Source organism: Massilia scottii (assembly GCF_030846495.1).
In the GTDB taxonomy this organism is placed as follows: Bacteria; Pseudomonadota; Gammaproteobacteria; order Burkholderiales; family Burkholderiaceae_D; genus Telluria_A; species Telluria_A violaceinigra.
This window is the reverse complement of record NZ_JAVCWM010000004.1, coordinates 320,890-337,528: the sequence shown is the minus strand read 5'-3', so window position 1 is coordinate 337,528 and position 16,639 is coordinate 320,890. Positions and strand designations below refer to the sequence as shown.

The 16,639-nt window shown below is 64.9% G+C and carries 14 protein-coding genes; 2 read left to right on the top strand and 12 right to left on the bottom strand.

Annotation, left to right across the window (positions count from 1 at the left end; translation table 11 throughout):
* Positions 1–177: 177 nt before the first annotated feature.
* Together RBA41_RS07560 and RBA41_RS07555 are read left to right on the top strand one after the other, a co-directional pair.
* Complete coding sequence (locus tag RBA41_RS07560; protein WP_306622612.1) at positions 178–2,514, top strand: right-handed parallel beta-helix repeat-containing protein; 2,337 nt, start codon at positions 178–180, stop codon at positions 2,512–2,514.
* 55 nt (positions 2,515–2,569) lie between these two features.
* Positions 2,570–3,283, top strand: a complete 714-nt coding sequence (locus RBA41_RS07555; protein ID WP_306622610.1) for a class I SAM-dependent methyltransferase — start codon at positions 2,570–2,572, stop codon at positions 3,281–3,283.
* Between the two features lie 268 nt (positions 3,284–3,551).
* Here the strand turns inward: RBA41_RS07555 and RBA41_RS07550 are convergent, their stop codons facing one another.
* The 12 genes from RBA41_RS07550 to RBA41_RS07495 all read right to left on the bottom strand — a co-directional run bounded on the left by RBA41_RS07550 (position 3,552) and on the right by RBA41_RS07495 (position 16,631).
* Positions 3,552–4,748: an acyltransferase family protein gene (locus tag RBA41_RS07550; protein WP_306622608.1), complete on the bottom strand. Its 1,197-nt coding sequence runs from the start codon at positions 4,746–4,748 to the stop codon at positions 3,552–3,554.
* A 20-nt stretch (positions 4,749–4,768) separates the two neighbouring features.
* Complete coding sequence (locus RBA41_RS07545; RefSeq protein WP_306622606.1) at positions 4,769–5,371, bottom strand: phosphatase PAP2 family protein; 603 nt, start codon at positions 5,369–5,371, stop codon at positions 4,769–4,771.
* Entirely contained in the window at positions 5,368–5,967 is a 600-nt protein-coding gene (locus RBA41_RS07540) for a sugar transferase (RefSeq protein WP_306622604.1), read from the bottom strand. Before RBA41_RS07540 ends, RBA41_RS07545 begins: the two co-directional genes overlap by 4 nt.
* Positions 5,964–7,160, bottom strand: coding sequence for a DegT/DnrJ/EryC1/StrS family aminotransferase (locus tag RBA41_RS07535; protein ID WP_306622602.1), 1,197 nt, complete (start codon positions 7,158–7,160; stop codon positions 5,964–5,966). Before RBA41_RS07535 ends, RBA41_RS07540 begins: the two co-directional genes overlap by 4 nt.
* Positions 7,161–7,769: 609 nt before the next feature.
* Positions 7,770–8,999 (bottom strand): glycosyltransferase family 4 protein, encoded by a 1,230-nt coding sequence (locus RBA41_RS07530; protein ID WP_306622600.1) that lies wholly within the window; start codon positions 8,997–8,999, stop codon positions 7,770–7,772.
* 310 nt (positions 9,000–9,309) lie between these two features.
* Positions 9,310–10,014, bottom strand: a complete 705-nt coding sequence (locus tag RBA41_RS07525; protein ID WP_306622598.1) for a hypothetical protein — start codon at positions 10,012–10,014, stop codon at positions 9,310–9,312.
* Between the two features lie 223 nt (positions 10,015–10,237).
* Positions 10,238–11,389, bottom strand: coding sequence for a glycosyltransferase (locus RBA41_RS07520; RefSeq protein WP_306622596.1), 1,152 nt, complete (start codon positions 11,387–11,389; stop codon positions 10,238–10,240).
* Positions 11,295–12,560: an O-antigen ligase family protein gene (locus RBA41_RS07515; protein WP_306622758.1), complete on the bottom strand. Its 1,266-nt coding sequence runs from the start codon at positions 12,558–12,560 to the stop codon at positions 11,295–11,297. Before RBA41_RS07515 ends, RBA41_RS07520 begins: the two co-directional genes overlap by 95 nt.
* A complete protein-coding gene (locus RBA41_RS07510) occupies positions 12,557–13,807 on the bottom strand; it encodes a lipopolysaccharide biosynthesis protein (RefSeq protein WP_306622594.1) in 1,251 nt (416 codons plus the stop codon). The genes RBA41_RS07515 and RBA41_RS07510 overlap by 4 nt, the downstream gene beginning before the upstream one ends.
* Positions 13,808–13,820: 13 nt before the next feature.
* A complete protein-coding gene (locus tag RBA41_RS07505; RefSeq protein WP_306622592.1) occupies positions 13,821–14,936 on the bottom strand; it encodes a DegT/DnrJ/EryC1/StrS family aminotransferase in 1,116 nt (371 codons plus the stop codon).
* A gap of 25 nt (positions 14,937–14,961) precedes the next feature.
* On the bottom strand, positions 14,962–15,567 hold the full coding sequence (locus RBA41_RS07500; RefSeq protein ID WP_306622590.1) for an acyltransferase: 606 nt from the start codon (positions 15,565–15,567) through the stop codon (positions 14,962–14,964).
* A 2-nt stretch (positions 15,568–15,569) separates the two neighbouring features.
* Positions 15,570–16,631, bottom strand: coding sequence for a Gfo/Idh/MocA family protein (locus tag RBA41_RS07495; RefSeq protein WP_306622588.1), 1,062 nt, complete (start codon positions 16,629–16,631; stop codon positions 15,570–15,572).
* Between the last annotated feature and the right edge of the window lie 8 nt (positions 16,632–16,639).

Genomic DNA, 16,639 nt, shown 5'->3' with positions numbered 1-16,639 from the left:
TAAGAAACGCGACATGCCGGCGTCGGCGAGTCGCGTTTTTTCTCGTTTACATTCCCTTTAGGAAAACTTCTTTGATCATTTGATTACTCAGGTAAATTTACTTGGGTAAACACTGAACTTAAACATTTGACGCAAATCAAACCTTATTCATTTACTTGATTGAATGAGGAACTTTTGATGAATAAGCTATCCAGTTTTGCGTCTGATTTCCGCTTCAACGCCAGCATCTGCGGCGGCGTCGCCGTGCTGCTCTCCGCTTGCGGCGGCAGCACCGGCAACAACGGCAACAATGCGACCCCGGCTCCGCAGTTTGCCGCCGTTACCTACAATGGCGCGCTGGCGCCGCTCGACCTGTTCGTCTCGCCCAGCGGCGCCGACAGCAATGCGGGCACCCAGGCCGCGCCGTTCAAGACCATCGCCCGCGCGGCCCAGGCGGCAACGCCGGGCGTCACCATTCGCGTGCTGCCGGGGACCTACCCCGGGGGCTTTCGCACCACTGCCAGCGGCACGGCCGAAGCGCATATCCGCTATGTGTCCGAAGTGAAGTGGGGCGCCAGAATCGTTCCTCCGGCCAGCTCGAGCACCACCTCGGCCTGGGACAACCGCGGCAGCTATGTGGAGATCGACGGCTTCGAGGTCGACGGCAGCGCCGCCCAGGCCGGCACCAAATGGCTGCTCGGCCTGTACACCGCCGGCTCCTACAGCACCGTGCGCAACAATCACGTGCATCACATCGCGCGCACGGTCCCGTGCGCCGGCAGCGGCGGCGGCATCGGCTCGGACAGCTATTACAAGGGAACCGCCAACGATGTCAGCGCGAATGTCGTGCACGACGTCGGGCCGGCCGGCTGCCCCACGTATCTCGGCATCTTTATCAACACGGCTGGCAGCCGGGTGGATAACAACCTCGTGTACGCCATCAGCGATGCCGGTATCCGCATGTGGCATGACGCCACGCAGGGAATCGTGGTCAACAACACCGTGTTTAATGCCAGCACGGGGATTGTGATCAGCGGCGACGGCGGCTACAACGGCAGCGTGCCCAACGACAACACCCGGGTCAGCAATAATATTCTTTACGACAATGCTCGCTATGGCTTGCTGGAAGTCGGGTCGACGGGCGTCAACAATCGCTACAGCAACAATCTGATATTCCGAAACGGCACGCCGGTGATGCTGAACAACGGCCTGCAGGCGGTCGGCACGGTGGCGGCCGAACCGCAGTTCGTCAACTACGTGCGCACCGGCGGCGGCGATTACCGGCCGGCCGGCACGTCGCCGGCCAAGGGCGCGGCACTGGTGGCGGACGCACCGGCCACCGACCTTGACGGCAAGCCGCGCACGGCGGAAACCGGCATCGATATCGGCGCCTATCAGCATGTGGGAGGGACCACGCCGACGCCGACGCCGACGCCGACGCCGACGCCCACACCGACGCCGACACCAACGCCTGAGCCGACTACGCCACCGACCACGTACAACTATTATGTGACAACCACCGGCTCGGATACCGCGGCCGGTACCAAGGCGGCGCCTTTCAGGACGATCGCACGGGCTTCGCGCGCCGCGTTGCCCAGCACCACGATCCATGTGGCCGCCGGCACCTATCCGGGCGGCTTCAAGACCACGGTCAGCGGCACCGCGGCCGGGCGTATCTATTACGTGTCAACCACCAAATGGGGGGCGAAAATCGTACCTCCGGCAAGCTCCTCGAACGATACCGCGTGGGACAACCGTGGAAACTATACCGACATTATCGGTTTCCACATCGATGGCACCACGTCGCAGAGCGGCACCAAGTGGACCCATGGCATCTACAACGGCGGTTCCTACGACATGACGCGCGGTAACTGGGTTCACCATATTGCCAAGAACGTCCCCTGTACAAGCGCGGGCGGCTCGGGCATTGGGGTGGACAGCTACTACCGCGGCATCAAGTCCGATGTGGTGGGCAACCTCGTTCATGATATTGGACCGGCGGGCTGCCGATTCGTTCAGGGGATTTACGTCAGCACCTCGGGAACCGTCAAAAATAATGTGGTGTACCGGGTTGCCGAAGGAGCGATTCACCTCTGGCATGACGCGAACAATGTGATCATCACCAACAACACGGTGACCGCATCGAACACCGGCATCATTGTCGGCGGTGGCGACTACTACCATACCTCCGGCCCCAACAACGACACCATCGTCGCCAACAACATCGTGTACGACAATGCGATGGGAATTTCGGAGCAGGGGCAGACCGGCACGCGCAACCGCTACACGAATAACCTGGTGTTCAAGAACTCGACCTACAACTTCCGACTCAAGAACGGATTGACGCACAGCGGCACCATCAGTGCCGACCCGCAATTTGTCGCCTATACGCGCACCGGTACGCCGGACCTGCATCTGCGGCCGACCTCGCCCGCCATCGGAAAAGGCACACCCACCAACGCGCCGCCGACCGATTTCGACGGCAAGCCGCGCAATGCGACCACCGGCTTTGACATGGGGGCGTACCAGCACTGACCGGTTTGTGGTCGGCGTCAAGGAGGCCCATGCCATCGTGGCTAAGATGGTGGACATGGACCCTCTTGACGATCACTCATCGGAACAGGAACGTATCCGTTCCGTCTACCGCGACTGGCTGGCGGACGAGCGCATTTCCGCGTACGCCTGGCACCGGGTGGACGTCATGGAGCAGGACGCGGCGCGGCGGCGCGTTGCCGGTGCCTTGCTCGCGCGCACGCTGGGGCCGGAACTGGGCAAGCTGCGCGTGGTCGATGTCGGGTGCGGCTCGGGAGGCTTCCTGCGTCAACTGATCGACTGGGGCGCCGACCCGTGCAGGCTGGCGGGCACCGAGTACCAGGAACAGCGGCTGGTGCTGGCGCGCATGCGCAGCGCGCCGGGCATCCACTGGCACCTTGGCGATCTCGACTTTGCAGAGCCGGGCAGCTTCGACCTGGCCGTGGCCAATACCGTCTTCTCATCGATCCTCGCGCCGGACCTCAGGGCGGCGCTGGCGCGTGACATGTGGCGCAGCGTGGCGCCCGGTGGCTGGTGCATGCTGTTCGACTTCCGCTACAACAATCCACGCAACCCCAACGTGCGCCGGGTGACGCGCGACGAACTGCGCCGCATGTGGCCGGCGGCGGAAAGTCACTATCGCAGCCTGCTGCTGGCGCCGCCCATCGCGCGGCGCCTGCTGGGCGCGCCGCGCATCGTGGCCGAGCTGCTTGCCACGCTGGCGCCGCCGCTGCGCTCGCACTTCATCTACATGGCGCGCAAGCCAGCGTAGCGATCCGCCGTTCTTCCGACCCTGCGCCCGTTCTGCCGGCATGCGCGACATTGACGCGCAGCCGATCATGCTCCTCATTCGGCCTTCCTCATCCGCCGTGACGACGGCCCCAGTCAACTGCATCAGCCACATGCGCCACATGCTCCATATCCGCCACATGCGCGGACCGTGCCGCGTCCCCGAGGCGCAGGCATGCATCGCGCCGCCCGGCATCGCACGTCATGAAGATCGGCCGGCCCGGTTGAATCGTCAAAACCCGTGCTCGCGTTTACTGTTTCGCTGGCGCCGTTTTCTGCGCTACCGCCTCCTTTCCCATCAACAGGTTCTTCACCGAGCGCCGCACCGCATACGTACGTGCCTCGAACATCAGATAAAAGCCGTACGCGGAGACAAGCACCACGGCAAGCATGGCGAGGTAAACGCCCAGGTCGGCCAGGCTGTTCGCCGCCAGCTGCCGGCAGCCGAACAGGGTCATGCCAAGGTAGCCAATGATGCCCAGTACCGGCACGTGCACCACATACAGCGTGAACGAAAAATTAGAGAAAAACACGGCCACCCGATGCAGCGGCCCGACGAATTTTTGCGCCCTGGGAAGCTGGGTCACCGTACTCGACAGAAACAGCAGGAACAAGACGCTCAGCAGCAAATCCTGCGGGAACGACGCGACCGTCATATCGTCATTGCTGCCCTTTAACCTGAAGACCACCGATGCGATCGCCAGCACCACCAGCAGCATCATGCGCAAGGGCGCACCGCACTCCACCCGCACGCGCGAAAACGCCGCGCCGAGCAGCCAGATCGTAAAATACAGCACCATTTCGACCGGCAACAGGGCACCTGCCACCAGCAAGGCGCTCGCCGCCAGGGCCCGCCGCACGCCCGTACTGGCCGCCACGCACATCAGCAGCAGCGGAAACATCACGTAATACCATGTTTCGTTCGACAGACTCCAGAGCGGGAAGTTCCCTCCGAATTCAGGAACGACGATGGTTTGCAGTCCGACCAGATTACCGGCCAGCGCAGCCGCCGAATAGTCGTTGGCCGGCGAAAAATCGGGTGCGCGCGGATCGATCACGCCACTGGCGATGCCGGCGGCAAGAATGAGCACGAACGTGGGCAGCAACACCGTCCACAGGCGCGTGATGCGGTCGATCACATACAGCCTGATGGCCTGCGGCTGGCCCAGCTTGTTGAGCAGGCTGCCTCCGACCAGCCAGCCGCTGATCAGGAAAAACACGACCACGGCCTGGTGCGCGAAACCGGTCAGGAAAGCCAGGCCCTGGTACCACAAGGCCGGATTTTCCAGGGTGCGCAGGCCGGGGAAAAATTCGCTGCGCAGGTGGGCGGCGGCCACCTGGATGGCCGCCAGGCCGCGCAATAGCGATATGAGCAAGGAATGCCAGGAATCTTCCCCCAACTGGCTTTCCTTCAAGAAGCGGATGCTGGGCATCGGATGCGAGTTCATGGTGCGGTATCCCGGTTGAATTAGTCGATTGAAAGCGGATAAAGGCGCGCGTTGCCGGACAGCAGGCGCGCGGCGCGGATCATCCAGTAGCCGAGGTGGGCGAACTTCATCAGCCACGCCGCGGCGAGCAGGGTCGGCACGGCCCACAGCAGGCCGTGCAGCGGCAGGGCAGGCACGCTGGCGGCGCCGAGCCGGATGCTGGCGAGGCTCACCGCCGCGCCCAGCATCCACCCGGCCACGGCTTCCGCCAGGCTGTGCTGCCCGTCGGCGACCAGCAGCACGCCGACCAGTGCGCCGAGCGCCAGGCCGAGCGCGACCCCGGCGCGGCGCCAGCCTTCGGCGCGGCCATGCAGGAGCATCCAGAACAGCATCGGAAAGAGGGCGCTGGCCCCGGCCGCATGGCCGCTGAGCGCCTTGAAGCCGAGCGACGGCACACCGCCTCCCCAGCCGAGAAACCAGATCTTGCTGGCAGCGACCAGTCCCAGCGCGCCGCACAGCAGCACGCCCCAGCACAGTGCCATGCGCCAGGCGCGGGCAGCCAGCAGCCAGGCGAACAGGGCGGCGCCGAGCGCGATGGCCAGGCGCGGATCGCCAAGGTGCAGCAGGGGCGTGAGCATGTTCATGGCAGTCGCTGGCGCGTCAGCGCGGCCAGGGTGCTGAAAATGATGCGCAGGTCGGTCCAGAATCCGCGCTCGCGCACATAGCGCACGTTGTAGTCGAGCTTGGCGGGCAGGATGACGTCCAGGTAAGCCCGTTCGGGGTCGGCGCTGCGTCCGAGGATGGCGTTCTCGTCCTTGTAGCAGATCGACGCCCAGTCCGTGATGCCCGGCTTGACCGAAAGCACGACGGCGCGCACCTCGGCCGGATAGCAGGCGACGTAGCGCGGCACTTCGGGACGCGGCCCGACCAGGCTCATGCTGCCCAGGACCACATTGATCAGCTGCGGCAATTCGTCGATCTTGTAGCGGCGCAAAAACTTGCCGATGCGTGTAATGCGCGCATCCGCGCCGACGGTGAGCTGGGGGCCGTGGCCGTCGACGCGCATGGTGCGGAATTTGATGATGTCGAACGGCACGCCGAAACGCCCGACGCGTTGTTGACGGAACCAAGCCGGCCCTGGCGAGTCCAATCGAATACAGATGGCGATGACGGCAAACAGCGGGGCCAGCACCACCAGCCCGGCCAGCGCCGCCACGATGTCGAAAAGGCGCTTGCTCATGTCAGCAGCTCGCGCAGGGTGTCGATGATGCGCTGCTGGTCGGCGTCGCTCATGCGCGTGTACAGGGGCAGCGACAGCATGCAGGCAAAGCTGGCCTCCGCCACGGGGAACTGTTCCGGGCTCAGGCGGCAGCTGTCGCGCCAGAACGGATGGCGGTGCAGTGGAATGAAATGCACGCTGGTGCCGATGCCGCGCTCGGAGAGGCGGGCGATCAGTTCGTCGCGGCCGAGCCGGGCGCCAGCTTCCAGCCGCACCACGTACAGGTGCCAGGCGTGGCTGCTGCCCGGGCCGGGCGCGCAGGGCAGGCGCAGCGGCAAGCCTTGCAGGCCGATGGCGTAGGCTCGCGCCAGTTCCTGGCGGCGCAGCAGGAAGCGGTCGATCTTGCGCAACTGCTCGATGCCCATGGCGGAGGCCAGATCGGTCAGGTTGTACTTGAAGCCGGCGGCCACCACATCGTAGAACCAGGCCGGCGTGCGCGAGGTGTAGCGGTCGAAGGCGTCCTGGCTGATGCCGTGGATGCGCATCAGGCGCACGCGCTTCGCCAGGCTGGCGTCGCGGGTGACCACCATGCCGCCTTCGCCGGTGGTCATGGTCTTGTTGGCATAGAAGCTGAATACGGTGGCGTCGCTCGCCAGGGTACCGACCAGCCGGCCCTTGTAGCGCGTCGGGAAGGCGTGCGCTGCGTCTTCCACGACGTTGAGCTGGTAGGTGGCGGCCAGGGCCAGCACGGCGTCCATGTCGCAGGCCAGGCCGGCGTAATGCACGGGGATGATGGCGCGCGTGCGTGGCCCGATGGCGGCCTCGACCGCTGCCAGGTCGAGATTGAGGGTATCCGGGTCGACGTCGACCAGGACAGGGTGCGCGCCGAGGTAGTGCACGACTTCGGCGGTGGCGGTAAAGGTCAGGGTCGGCACGATGACTTCGTCGCCAGGGCCGATGCCGAGCGCTTCAAGCGCCAGGTGCAGGCCGGCGGTGGCGGAGTTGACCGAGATCGCTTCCACGCCGTCGCCGAGGTAGGCGGCGAAGTCGTGCTCGAACTGGCGCGTGCGCGGGCCGGTCGTGACCCAGCCTGAGCGCAGGCACTCGACCACGGCGGCGATTTCCTCGTCGCCGATGTCGGGCAGGGCGAACGGCAGGAAGGGAGGTGCAACGGGCAGGGCCGGGTCCGGCTTGGGTGTCAGGTCTTCAGGCATGATGGGTGCTCCGTGAAGTTGATGGTCGCTTGCGGGTGTTCCGCACGCCGATGCGTTGCTTGCCCGGCGCTGCAGCGCCGTACGCAGATCGTTCAGGATGGAGTGCACGCGTGGCTGCTGACATGGCCATACCCGCCGTCCCACGGGTATCGCTGGACGGTGCACACAGCGTTTGCAGGTGCAGCGCACCCAGATGCGTTAGCTGGTCGGCGCTGCAGCGCCGTGCGTCAATCTTTACAGGAAGGAGGGCCGGCGTGGCGGTCTCCACAGGAAGGACGGCAAGCATGGCTGTTGCTACGGCATCACTCGCCGCTCGATGGAGGTCGCGAAACGGTGCACGCGGCTTTTGCAGACGTATCGCACCAACCACCGACGTTCCCGCGCCAAGGCGGCCCTCGGCGCGGCGGCAAGTTGGCTTGACAGCCGCCGGCGCAACGACACCAGGCGCATCGTCGCGATGACGCGCCGGGACTGCTCCTGCTGGCAAAGTTGCCTCTGCCGGTGGCATCAGGGACCGGACCGGCGCTGCCGGCGGGATAAAGCAGCGCCGGCCCGCATCGGACATGGCAGCGCCGTCTCGTGATCGTCGCTGGGAATGGACGGTATCCATCATGCGCACGCCTGCAAGAAGCGCCGCCCCAGCACCGGGTAGCTCAGGTTGGCCATGGCGTAGGCGCGGCCGCGTTGTCCGGCCGCTTCGCGCTCGGTCGGGTCGAGCGTGAACAGGGCCAGCAGACCGTGCGCCACGGCGGCGGGGTCCTGCGGCGCAACGGTCAGGCCGCAACGCGCGTCGGCCACCGGATCGTTGCCTGCTTCGACCGAATGCAGGATGGGCCGGCCAGCCATCATGTAGTCGATCAGCTTGTTGGGCGCGATGCCATACCGGTACAGGCGCTGGCGCTGCCAGCCGATGTAGGCGACGTCGAAGCAGGCCAGCAAGGCCGGCACCTGTTCCTTCGGTACCGGATCGAGAAAATGCACATTGTGCAGGCCGCGTTCGCGCGCCAGCTGCACCAGCCGGGGCTTGTCGGGACCGCCACCGGCCAGTACGAAGGCGACGCGCCGGTCGGCCACCAGGGCGGCGGCGTCGAGCAGGGTATCGAGGGCATTGGCGACGCCATGCGTGCCGGCATAGCCGACGATGAACTTGCCCTCGTGCCGCAGTGCCGCCAGAACGGTGCCGGCCTGTTCGGAAAGGGCAGGCGGCTCGGCCAGCCATTCGGCCGGGTCGGCGCCGTTGGGCACGATATGCAGTTTATGCGGGGCCATGCCGTGCGCTTCCAGATGATCGCGCACCTTGGGCAGGATCGACACGATGGCGCAGGCGTTGCGGCAGGCATAGTTTTCGGCCGCCTGCAGCAACATGATGAAAGGATGCCAGCGAGAATAGCCGCCCAGTTCCATGGGCGAGAGCGGCCACAGGTCGTGCAGCTCGAACAGCAGGCGCGCGCCTGCCAGCCGGGCAATGCGATGCGCCGGCCAGATGTCTAGCGGATAGGTACTTGAGGCAATGACGACGTCGGGCGCCATCTCGGCGGCGAGCCGGCGCGCGTGCCGTTGCAGGTGGGCGACGAAGGCAAGCATATTGACCACGCGCGCCGCGCCGTTGCCGCGGTAGGCAGGCGTGGCGATCCAGCGGTAGCTGACGCCGTCGATGGTTTCGTCCAGCCGCGGCCGGCCGTGCAGCTGCGGCGCCTGGGCCCGGATGTGCGACTGTGCCGATGCGATGATGCGCACCGTGTGGCCCAGCCGTACCCATTCGCGCGCGAGGTAGAAGGGGCGGTATTCCATGCCATGCCGCAGGGAGCCGGCGTAGTGGTTAATGAGGACAATGTTCATGCTGGAACCTCCTGCGGGCGGCGCGCGCTTGCCATGTCAGCCCCTCGGCCAGGCGGCGCAGGTTGCAGCGCGTGTTTTCGCGCCAGTTGGTTTCCCGCCGCGCCGGATGGGTCAGCAGGCACATCGTGCGCCAGGATCGCGGCGCGGCCCGCAGGCGCCATCGGGTGGTACGCCCGGGGCGGCGCTCGCTCGCCGATGTCCCTGTCGAACTGGCCGGGCACGGCGCCGTCATGTGTTTCACGGACGATGCCGCAGTGCGCGCTCAGGGCGGCCACCGGGTAATCGCTGTACAGGCGTCTGAAAAGTCGTTTCATCGGAGGTGGTAAATCGCGCGGTGGGGGATAAAGCCGAGCATGGTCTTGAACTGGCGCAGCCCGGGCAAGGCGCCGTAGTAGGTGTCGTACATCAGGTAGCGCGCCAGGCCCTGGTCGATCAGCCCGGCTGCAATGTCGCCCACCAGCAAATGCATGATGCCGTCGTTGTTGCGGTAACCCATGAGCTGCTCGAATGCATGGAAATTGCCGTAGCGCCCGACGTTGGCGTACGCCACCAGCTTGCCGTCGGAATCGAGCACGCCGTAATAGGTGAAGTTGCTCAGCTTGTCGTAGCAGCGCTGTTTTTGCAAGTAATGCTGGTCCATGGGACGTCCCTGGCGCGCTCCGACCGAGGTGTTGATGGCGTGGATGGCATCCACATGGTCGTTGCGGTCGATCCGGGCCAGGGTGTAGCCGCGCGCGCGCGCCCGCTTGATGTGGTGCGCGCCCCAGTTCCTGCCTTTGATGCTGTCGACATAGGCGCTGCGCCCCTGGAAACCGTGCAGGTCGATCAGTGCGGCGCCCCAGCTTTTGTGCTGGATGATTTTGTAGCGTGGATGGCGCTTGGTGTAATACTGGTAGGTCGAGCGCACATTGATGGGGGCGATGGCCAGGTCGAAATACAAATGCGCGACAGGAAGCCGCAGCACTTGCCTGACGGTGGCGATATGGTTCGAAACGGTGGAGAGTAGGCTGTTCATTGCAGTCGTCGCGGCTTGAAACCGCCTCTTCTTGTCGGTTGATGTAAATGTCTGGCGCGTAAAGTCCTGCGCCTCCTGGCCGGAAATGGTTCGGGCTTTTCTTACTGTAGCCAGATGAAGCGGGAGGGTATTTGAAGTTGCGTAAGTCGATACGGCGCAAGCGCGGTTCTTTGTTATTCATCAGGGGTGCTGCAGGTATTTGTTTCGGCGAGGACAGGCATGGTTATCCGGATGCGCCGTGGCGGTCCGCAATGCGCCGATTCGCCGCCGGCGCTGGCAGCTCCTGATAAAGCCTGATCAGTTTTTCCGCCTCGGCCGGCCAGTTATATTTATCGAGAATCGCGCGCCGTCCATTGCGACCCATGCGGCTGGCAATGTGCGGATGGCGCACGAAATAATCGATGGCGGCCGCAATGGCGGCCGGATCGAATGGATCGACACACACGCCGCATTGATTACTTTGAATAATCCCGTGCCATAGGGGAATATCGGAGGCGATCACGGGAATGCCGGCCGCCATATATTCGAACATCTTGACGGGCAGGGCCTCGAGGTAATTGGGTTCGGGATGCAGCGTCACCAGGCCGGCGAGGCTGCGCGCCATGAGCGCGCACACGCCGTCGCGGTCCAGGTGGCCCGGGCGATTCAGGCGCTGCCAGCCGGGCAGTGCGCTCAGGGCGTTTTCCAGCGCCACCTCGGAAAAGCGCCCGGCCACGGTGATGCGGGCGGGCGACTGCAGCAACTGCGCTGCGCTGACCAGTTCGCCGATGCCGCGCATCGCGGACAGGCCGCCGACATAGCACACCTCCTGCTGTTTCTCGCCCCACGGGGCGTCGGCGTCGAATTCGGTGGGCATCGGGTAATTGTTGATATTGACCGTGTTCGGGTTGATCTGCAAGAACTTGTCCCGGATAAACGGCGTTGCGGCAACGATCGCATCGAAACGGCGGCAGGCGTGGCGTTCATAGGCGGCGCAAGTACTGGCGAGCAGGCGCCGCAGGGCCGGCGCGAGGTGGGGCTTGCCCAGTATTTGCAGCGGTAGATCTTCATGGGCGTCGAAGATGACGATCTTGCCCAGGCGCTTGAGGCGCAGCCCGATGGGAATCAGTTCCGGATCGTGCAGGTGATAAATGTCGGCATCGATCAGGCGCGCGCGCCGCAAGACGCGGCGCGTGCCGAGCAGCATGCGTCCCAGGCGGCCCGGGTGATGCCCGACGTCGGTGATGTGGACGCCGCTGTCGCGCTCGTCCCCGAGGCCGTCCGCGACGACCAGGGTGACCTTATATCCTTGCCGCGCCAGCGTCCGGCATTGCTTGACGAAGATCCGGGTGTCGCGGCGCGGATGGGCCGATGTCAGATGTGCGATTGAGAGCATGTGTCATTCCATACCGGTAGGATGAATACGCCGCCATGGTGGCGCCGATGAGCATGTCGGTAAAATAATGCGAGGTAATCAGGAGCAGCAGTGTGATGCCGCAAAGGGAAAAACCCAGAATGAATTCGCCGGAGCGCTGGCGTGAGAAAAATCCTTTGAAAAACATGGGAATCGCCGGCAGCATCAATATGCTCAGCACAAACAGAAATCCGAACAGGCCGGTATCGACCCAGGCCGACAGCACATTATGCGAATACAGGCCCGGCGAATAACTGGCGTAGTCGCCGAAGACCGGAAACTGCGCGATCGTATTGATCGCATACGCGCTCAGATGATGACGCTTGTTGGCCGAGGTCGAATGTGACAAATCGAGCAGTTCCAGTACCCGGTTATTGGGCAGCATGGACAATAGCTGGTCCAGGTTGGAGAAAATCACTAGGCACAGGATGATAAAAATGGAGGTCATTAATAACTTCTGGCGCGCGTGATACAGCTCGATGATGGGAATCATGAACAGCATGGCGGCAAATTCGCTGCGCGCCGTATTCAGGAACAGGGTGAGCGCCCCCAGGCAATACAGCATCACGCGCAGCGGCAGGGAACGGGTGTACGCGATGGCCACCGCAAAGGTAAATAAGTACGAGCGCGAAAACCCCTGGTAGGTGGCCAGGCTTTCCGGATTCCTGGCCGTGCCAAGCGGCGCCAGGTAGAACGAACCATCGACGGCATAGGCGAACACGATGGCCGACATGCCCAGCAGGCTGCCCAGCGCCATCTGGCGAAAGCGCCGCTGGTCCGGGTCGCACAGGCGGAAGGCGAAGAACACGTTCAGCATGAAGATGATCCCCAGCACATGATTGGTGACGATCAGCGTATTCGCGCCAGCCACGGCATTGACGGCGACGATCAGCGCGAAGTAGGCCAGGTACAGGAAGAAGGCGATATCGGTCTTGCCCAGGTAATCGCAGTCGCGCCGGACCCGCGCCGCGTAGAAGAAAAACAGCATGGGCAACAGCAGCAGTGATACCGGAGCGAAATAGCCGCCCAGTACGGCCGGAATCTTTCCCAGCCCCAGTGCCGTGTGATAAAAGAAGAAGCCGGGAAACAGCGCAAAGAAGGCCAGCATGCCGGCCAACTGCTCGTGTCCCGTGGTGCGCGCGATCGGTTTCATATGGCCGCCATGCGGTTTTGCGAGCACCGGTACGACATGTGCAAATAGACGAGATAGAGCAGGGAGTAGCCGACCGCATACCACAGCACGCTTTGCTGCAGGGTGCCGGGCGCGGCGAACACCGACACCGTCATCACGAACAGTGCCACCTGCCACACCAGGTCGATCTTCTGCTTGCCGGCGACAAAGAACACATAGCTCAGCGGGCTGGCGATGAAATTGAGGAAGTACAGCGGCGCCAGGATTTGCGCCAGCTCGCCGGCGGCGCGCCAGTTTTCGCCGAACACAAACGCGAACAGTTGCGGCGAAAACAGCAGCAGCGCCAGCGAGGGGCCGATGCCCAGCAGCACCAGCGCCTTGAAGGTGTAGCGGTAGGCATCGCGGCAATTGCCCTGGGTCTGGAAGTCATGCACCGACTGGCGCTTGAACACTTCCAGCACCGACGAGGCCAGCAGCGCAATCGGCGCGCCCAGCACGCGCTGGGTGAGGGCGAACAGGCCGGCCGCGAGGGCGCCGTGGCGCGCGCCGATCATCAGCAGCGGCAATTGTCCGACGATCACGTTGAGCAGGTTCGAGGGCAGCGAGAAGCGCCAGAACTTGTCATGGCGGCGCAGGTAGCGGCGCTGCCCGTCGTCCAGGCGCCAGCCCGGCCATGCCTGCGGCGGCGCCAGCAGCAGCATGGCGGCCAGCAAGCCCGCGGCCAGCCCGATCAGCTGGCCGGCGATCAGGGCCACGCCGCCCACGCCCAGCGCCAGCAGGCCGACCTGCGCCAGCGCGATGCCGCCCGCGCTCCAGATGCGCGCGCGGGCGGCCTTGCCGAAGGCATTGCGCGAGGTGGCATAGGCCAGCGTGGTTTGCATGTAGGCCGTCATCCAGGTGGCCAGGCCGAGCGTCAGCAGCGCCGGCCACGACAGGTGCGCGGCGATGGGCAGCTCCAGCAGGCGCGCCAGCACCGCGCACGCGGTCATCAGGATGGCGCTGAGGGTGGCGCTGTAGGCCACCACCGAAAAGCAGGTGCGCTGCGCCTCGCTTTCGTGGTCGAGGATCATCGCCGCTTCCAGCCGCAGCGTGGCGCCGATGGCCGCCACCGCCACCACGCCCAGCCAGACGCTGAACGCGCCCACGTCGGCCGGCGTGCACAGGCGGGTGATGAGCGGCGCCGCCAGCAGCGGCAGGGCCTGGGCCCCGAGCGCGCCGCAGAGCACGGTCATCACGTTGCGCCAGTAAGCCGGTAGCCGCGCTGTCATGGCCGTGTCCACGTCAATCCTGTCGGCACGACGCGGCGCCGCTGCCGGCGGCGCGCAGCAGCACCGCGCACACCTGGCCGATGCTGTCGTCGTCGAGGTAGGGCCCCATCGGCAGGCTGAGCACCCTGGCGGCCATGGCTTGCGCGACCGGCGCGCTGTCCGGGTCGCACCAGCGCGCATAGGCCGGCTGCAAATGCATGGGCACGGGATAATGCACGGCGGTCGGAATGGCGGCCTCGTGCAGTGCGGCGCGCACCCGGTCGCGCTCGTCCACGACCACGGTGTACTGCGCAAACACGCTGCTGCGGTCGCGCGGACGCGCCACCTTGCCGATTTTCCCCGACAGCAGGGCATCGTAGCTGGCCGCGGCGCGCGCGCGTTGCTTCAGTTCCCAGTCGAAATTATCGAGCTTGGCCAGCACGATCGCGCATTGCAAGGTATCCATGCGGCCGCCCACGCCGACGCGCGTGTGCACGTAGCGCTGGGACTGGCCGTGGACGCGGATTTCGCGCATGGCCGTGGCCAGCTGCGCATCGCTGGTGAAGATGGCGCCGCCGTCGCCGTAGCAGCCGAGCGGCTTGCTGGGGAAAAAGCTGGTGCAGCCGATGGTCGACAGATTGCAGCTGCGCTTGCCGCCGTAGGTGGCGCCGAAACTCTGGGCCGCGTCTTCGATCACGCTCAAGCCATGGCGGTAGGCAATCGCATTGATCGCTTCCATGTCGGCCGGCTGGCCGTACAGCGACACCGGCATGATGGCGCGCGTGCGCTCCGTGATCCTTTCTTCGATCAGGGTCGGATCGATATTGCAGGTGGCCGGGTCGATGTCCACGAACACCGGCGTGGCCCCCAGCAGCACGATGGCCTCGGCCGTGGCGATGAAGGAAAACGGCGTGGTGATGACTTCGTCGCCGGGCTTGATGCCGAGCGCCATCAGCGAAATGAGCAGCGCTTCGGTGCCCGACGACACCGTGATGCAGTGCCTGGCCCCGGTCAACGCGGCCAGGCGCGCTTCGAGCTCGTCCACTTCCGGTCCCATGATGTACTGGCCGTGGTCGAGCACGGCCTGGATGCGGGCATTGATGTTCTCGCGTCCAGCCTGGTATTGCGCTTTGAGGTCGATAAATTCCATGATGGTCGGTCCGTTCGCTGGCAGGTCAATCGATCAATAAGGAGGCGCGCTCGCCGGCCAGGGTGCACACCCCGCCGCGCACCCGGTAGCGTTCGCCCGTATGGGGACAGGTGGCCTCGCCGTCCTGTCCCATGGGCAGGGCCAGGCGCTCGCCATGGCGCCCGATCCAGCCGCTCTGGCGCGCCGGCACGCCCACCATCAGTGCGTAATCGGGCACGTCGCGCGTGACCACGGCCCCGGCGCCAATCAACGCGTAGCGCCCGATGGTGACCCCGCACACGATGGTGGCGTTGGCGCCGATGCTGGCCCCGCGCCGCACCAGCGTATGCCGGTAGGCATCCTTGCGCACGATGGCCGCGCGCGGATTCCAGACGTTGGTAAAGACCATGCTGGGGCCGCAGAACACCTCGTCCTCGATGGTCACGGCGTCGTACACCGACACATTGTTCTGGATCTTGACCCGGTCGCCGATCAGCACATCGTTACCGACGAACACGTTTTGCCCCAGCGAACAGCCGGCGCCGATGCGCGCGCCGCCGCACACGTGGGCGAAATGCCAGACGCGGGTGCCGGCGCCCAGGGTGGCGCCGGGGTCGACGATGGCGCTCGCTTCAATGATGGCCTGGTCCATGTTCAATACTCCAGCGGCAAGGCCACGCGCTTGCCGTCGCGTGCCGATTTGTAGGCGGCAATGAGCACTTCGAGCGACTTGAGCCCCTCGCGGCCATCGGTTTCCGGCTCGGCTTCGCCGCGCAGCACCTTGATGACGTTGTCGTAATACAGCGGATGGCCGAAGCCGTAGACCGAGGTGGTCTGGTAGCTGGCGTCATTCACCCGCGCATCGTCCTCGTCCGGTTCGGCGAACTCCCATTGCTGCACTTCATTGACCGCCACGCCGCCGATGCGCACCGTGCCGCGTTCGCCCAGGATGGTGATCGAGCCTTCCAGGTTGCGCGGATAGGTCAGCATGGTCACGTTCATCGACCCCAGCGCGCCGTTGCGCCAGCGCAGGCTGATGACGCCCGTATCCTCGACTTCGATATCGCGTGCCAGGGTCGCCGTGTAGGCTTGCAGGCTTTCGACCGGGCCGACGATCCAGTCGATCAGGTCGACGTAGTGGCTGGCCTGGTTCATGAAGGCGCCGCCGTCGTATTCCCAGGTGCCGCGCCATTTGGCGCTGTTGTAATAGTCGTCCGGGCGGGTCCAGAACACGTTCAGGTTGACCATGTAGATGCGCCCGAAACGCTTTTTATCGACCGCACTTTTGAGCAGCTGCAAGGTGGCGTTGCGCCGGTTCTGCTTGACCACGAACATGCGCACGCCCGCCGCATCGCAGGCGGCGACCATGCGCTTGCCGTCTTCCCAGCGCGTGGCCATGGGTTTTTCGGTGATCACGTGGCGCCCGCTGGCGGCGATCTGGACCGCCTGCTCCGGATGCAGGCCGGACGGGGTGCAGATGATGAAGGCGTCGGCATTGCACTTGGCCAGCATTTCGCCCAGGCTGCGGTAGGGCCGCGCGCCGGTGCGCTTGCTGGCCGCGGCCAGCGCCACCGGGTCGATGTCGCACACGCCGGTCAGCTCGCAACGGTCCTGGTGCTGGGCGATGGCATTGAAATGGTTGTGGGCAATACGGCCGCAACCGACCAGCGCAAAGCGGATGCGGCGGTCGAGAACGGGGGGCGGGAAATAGTGCATGATCACTC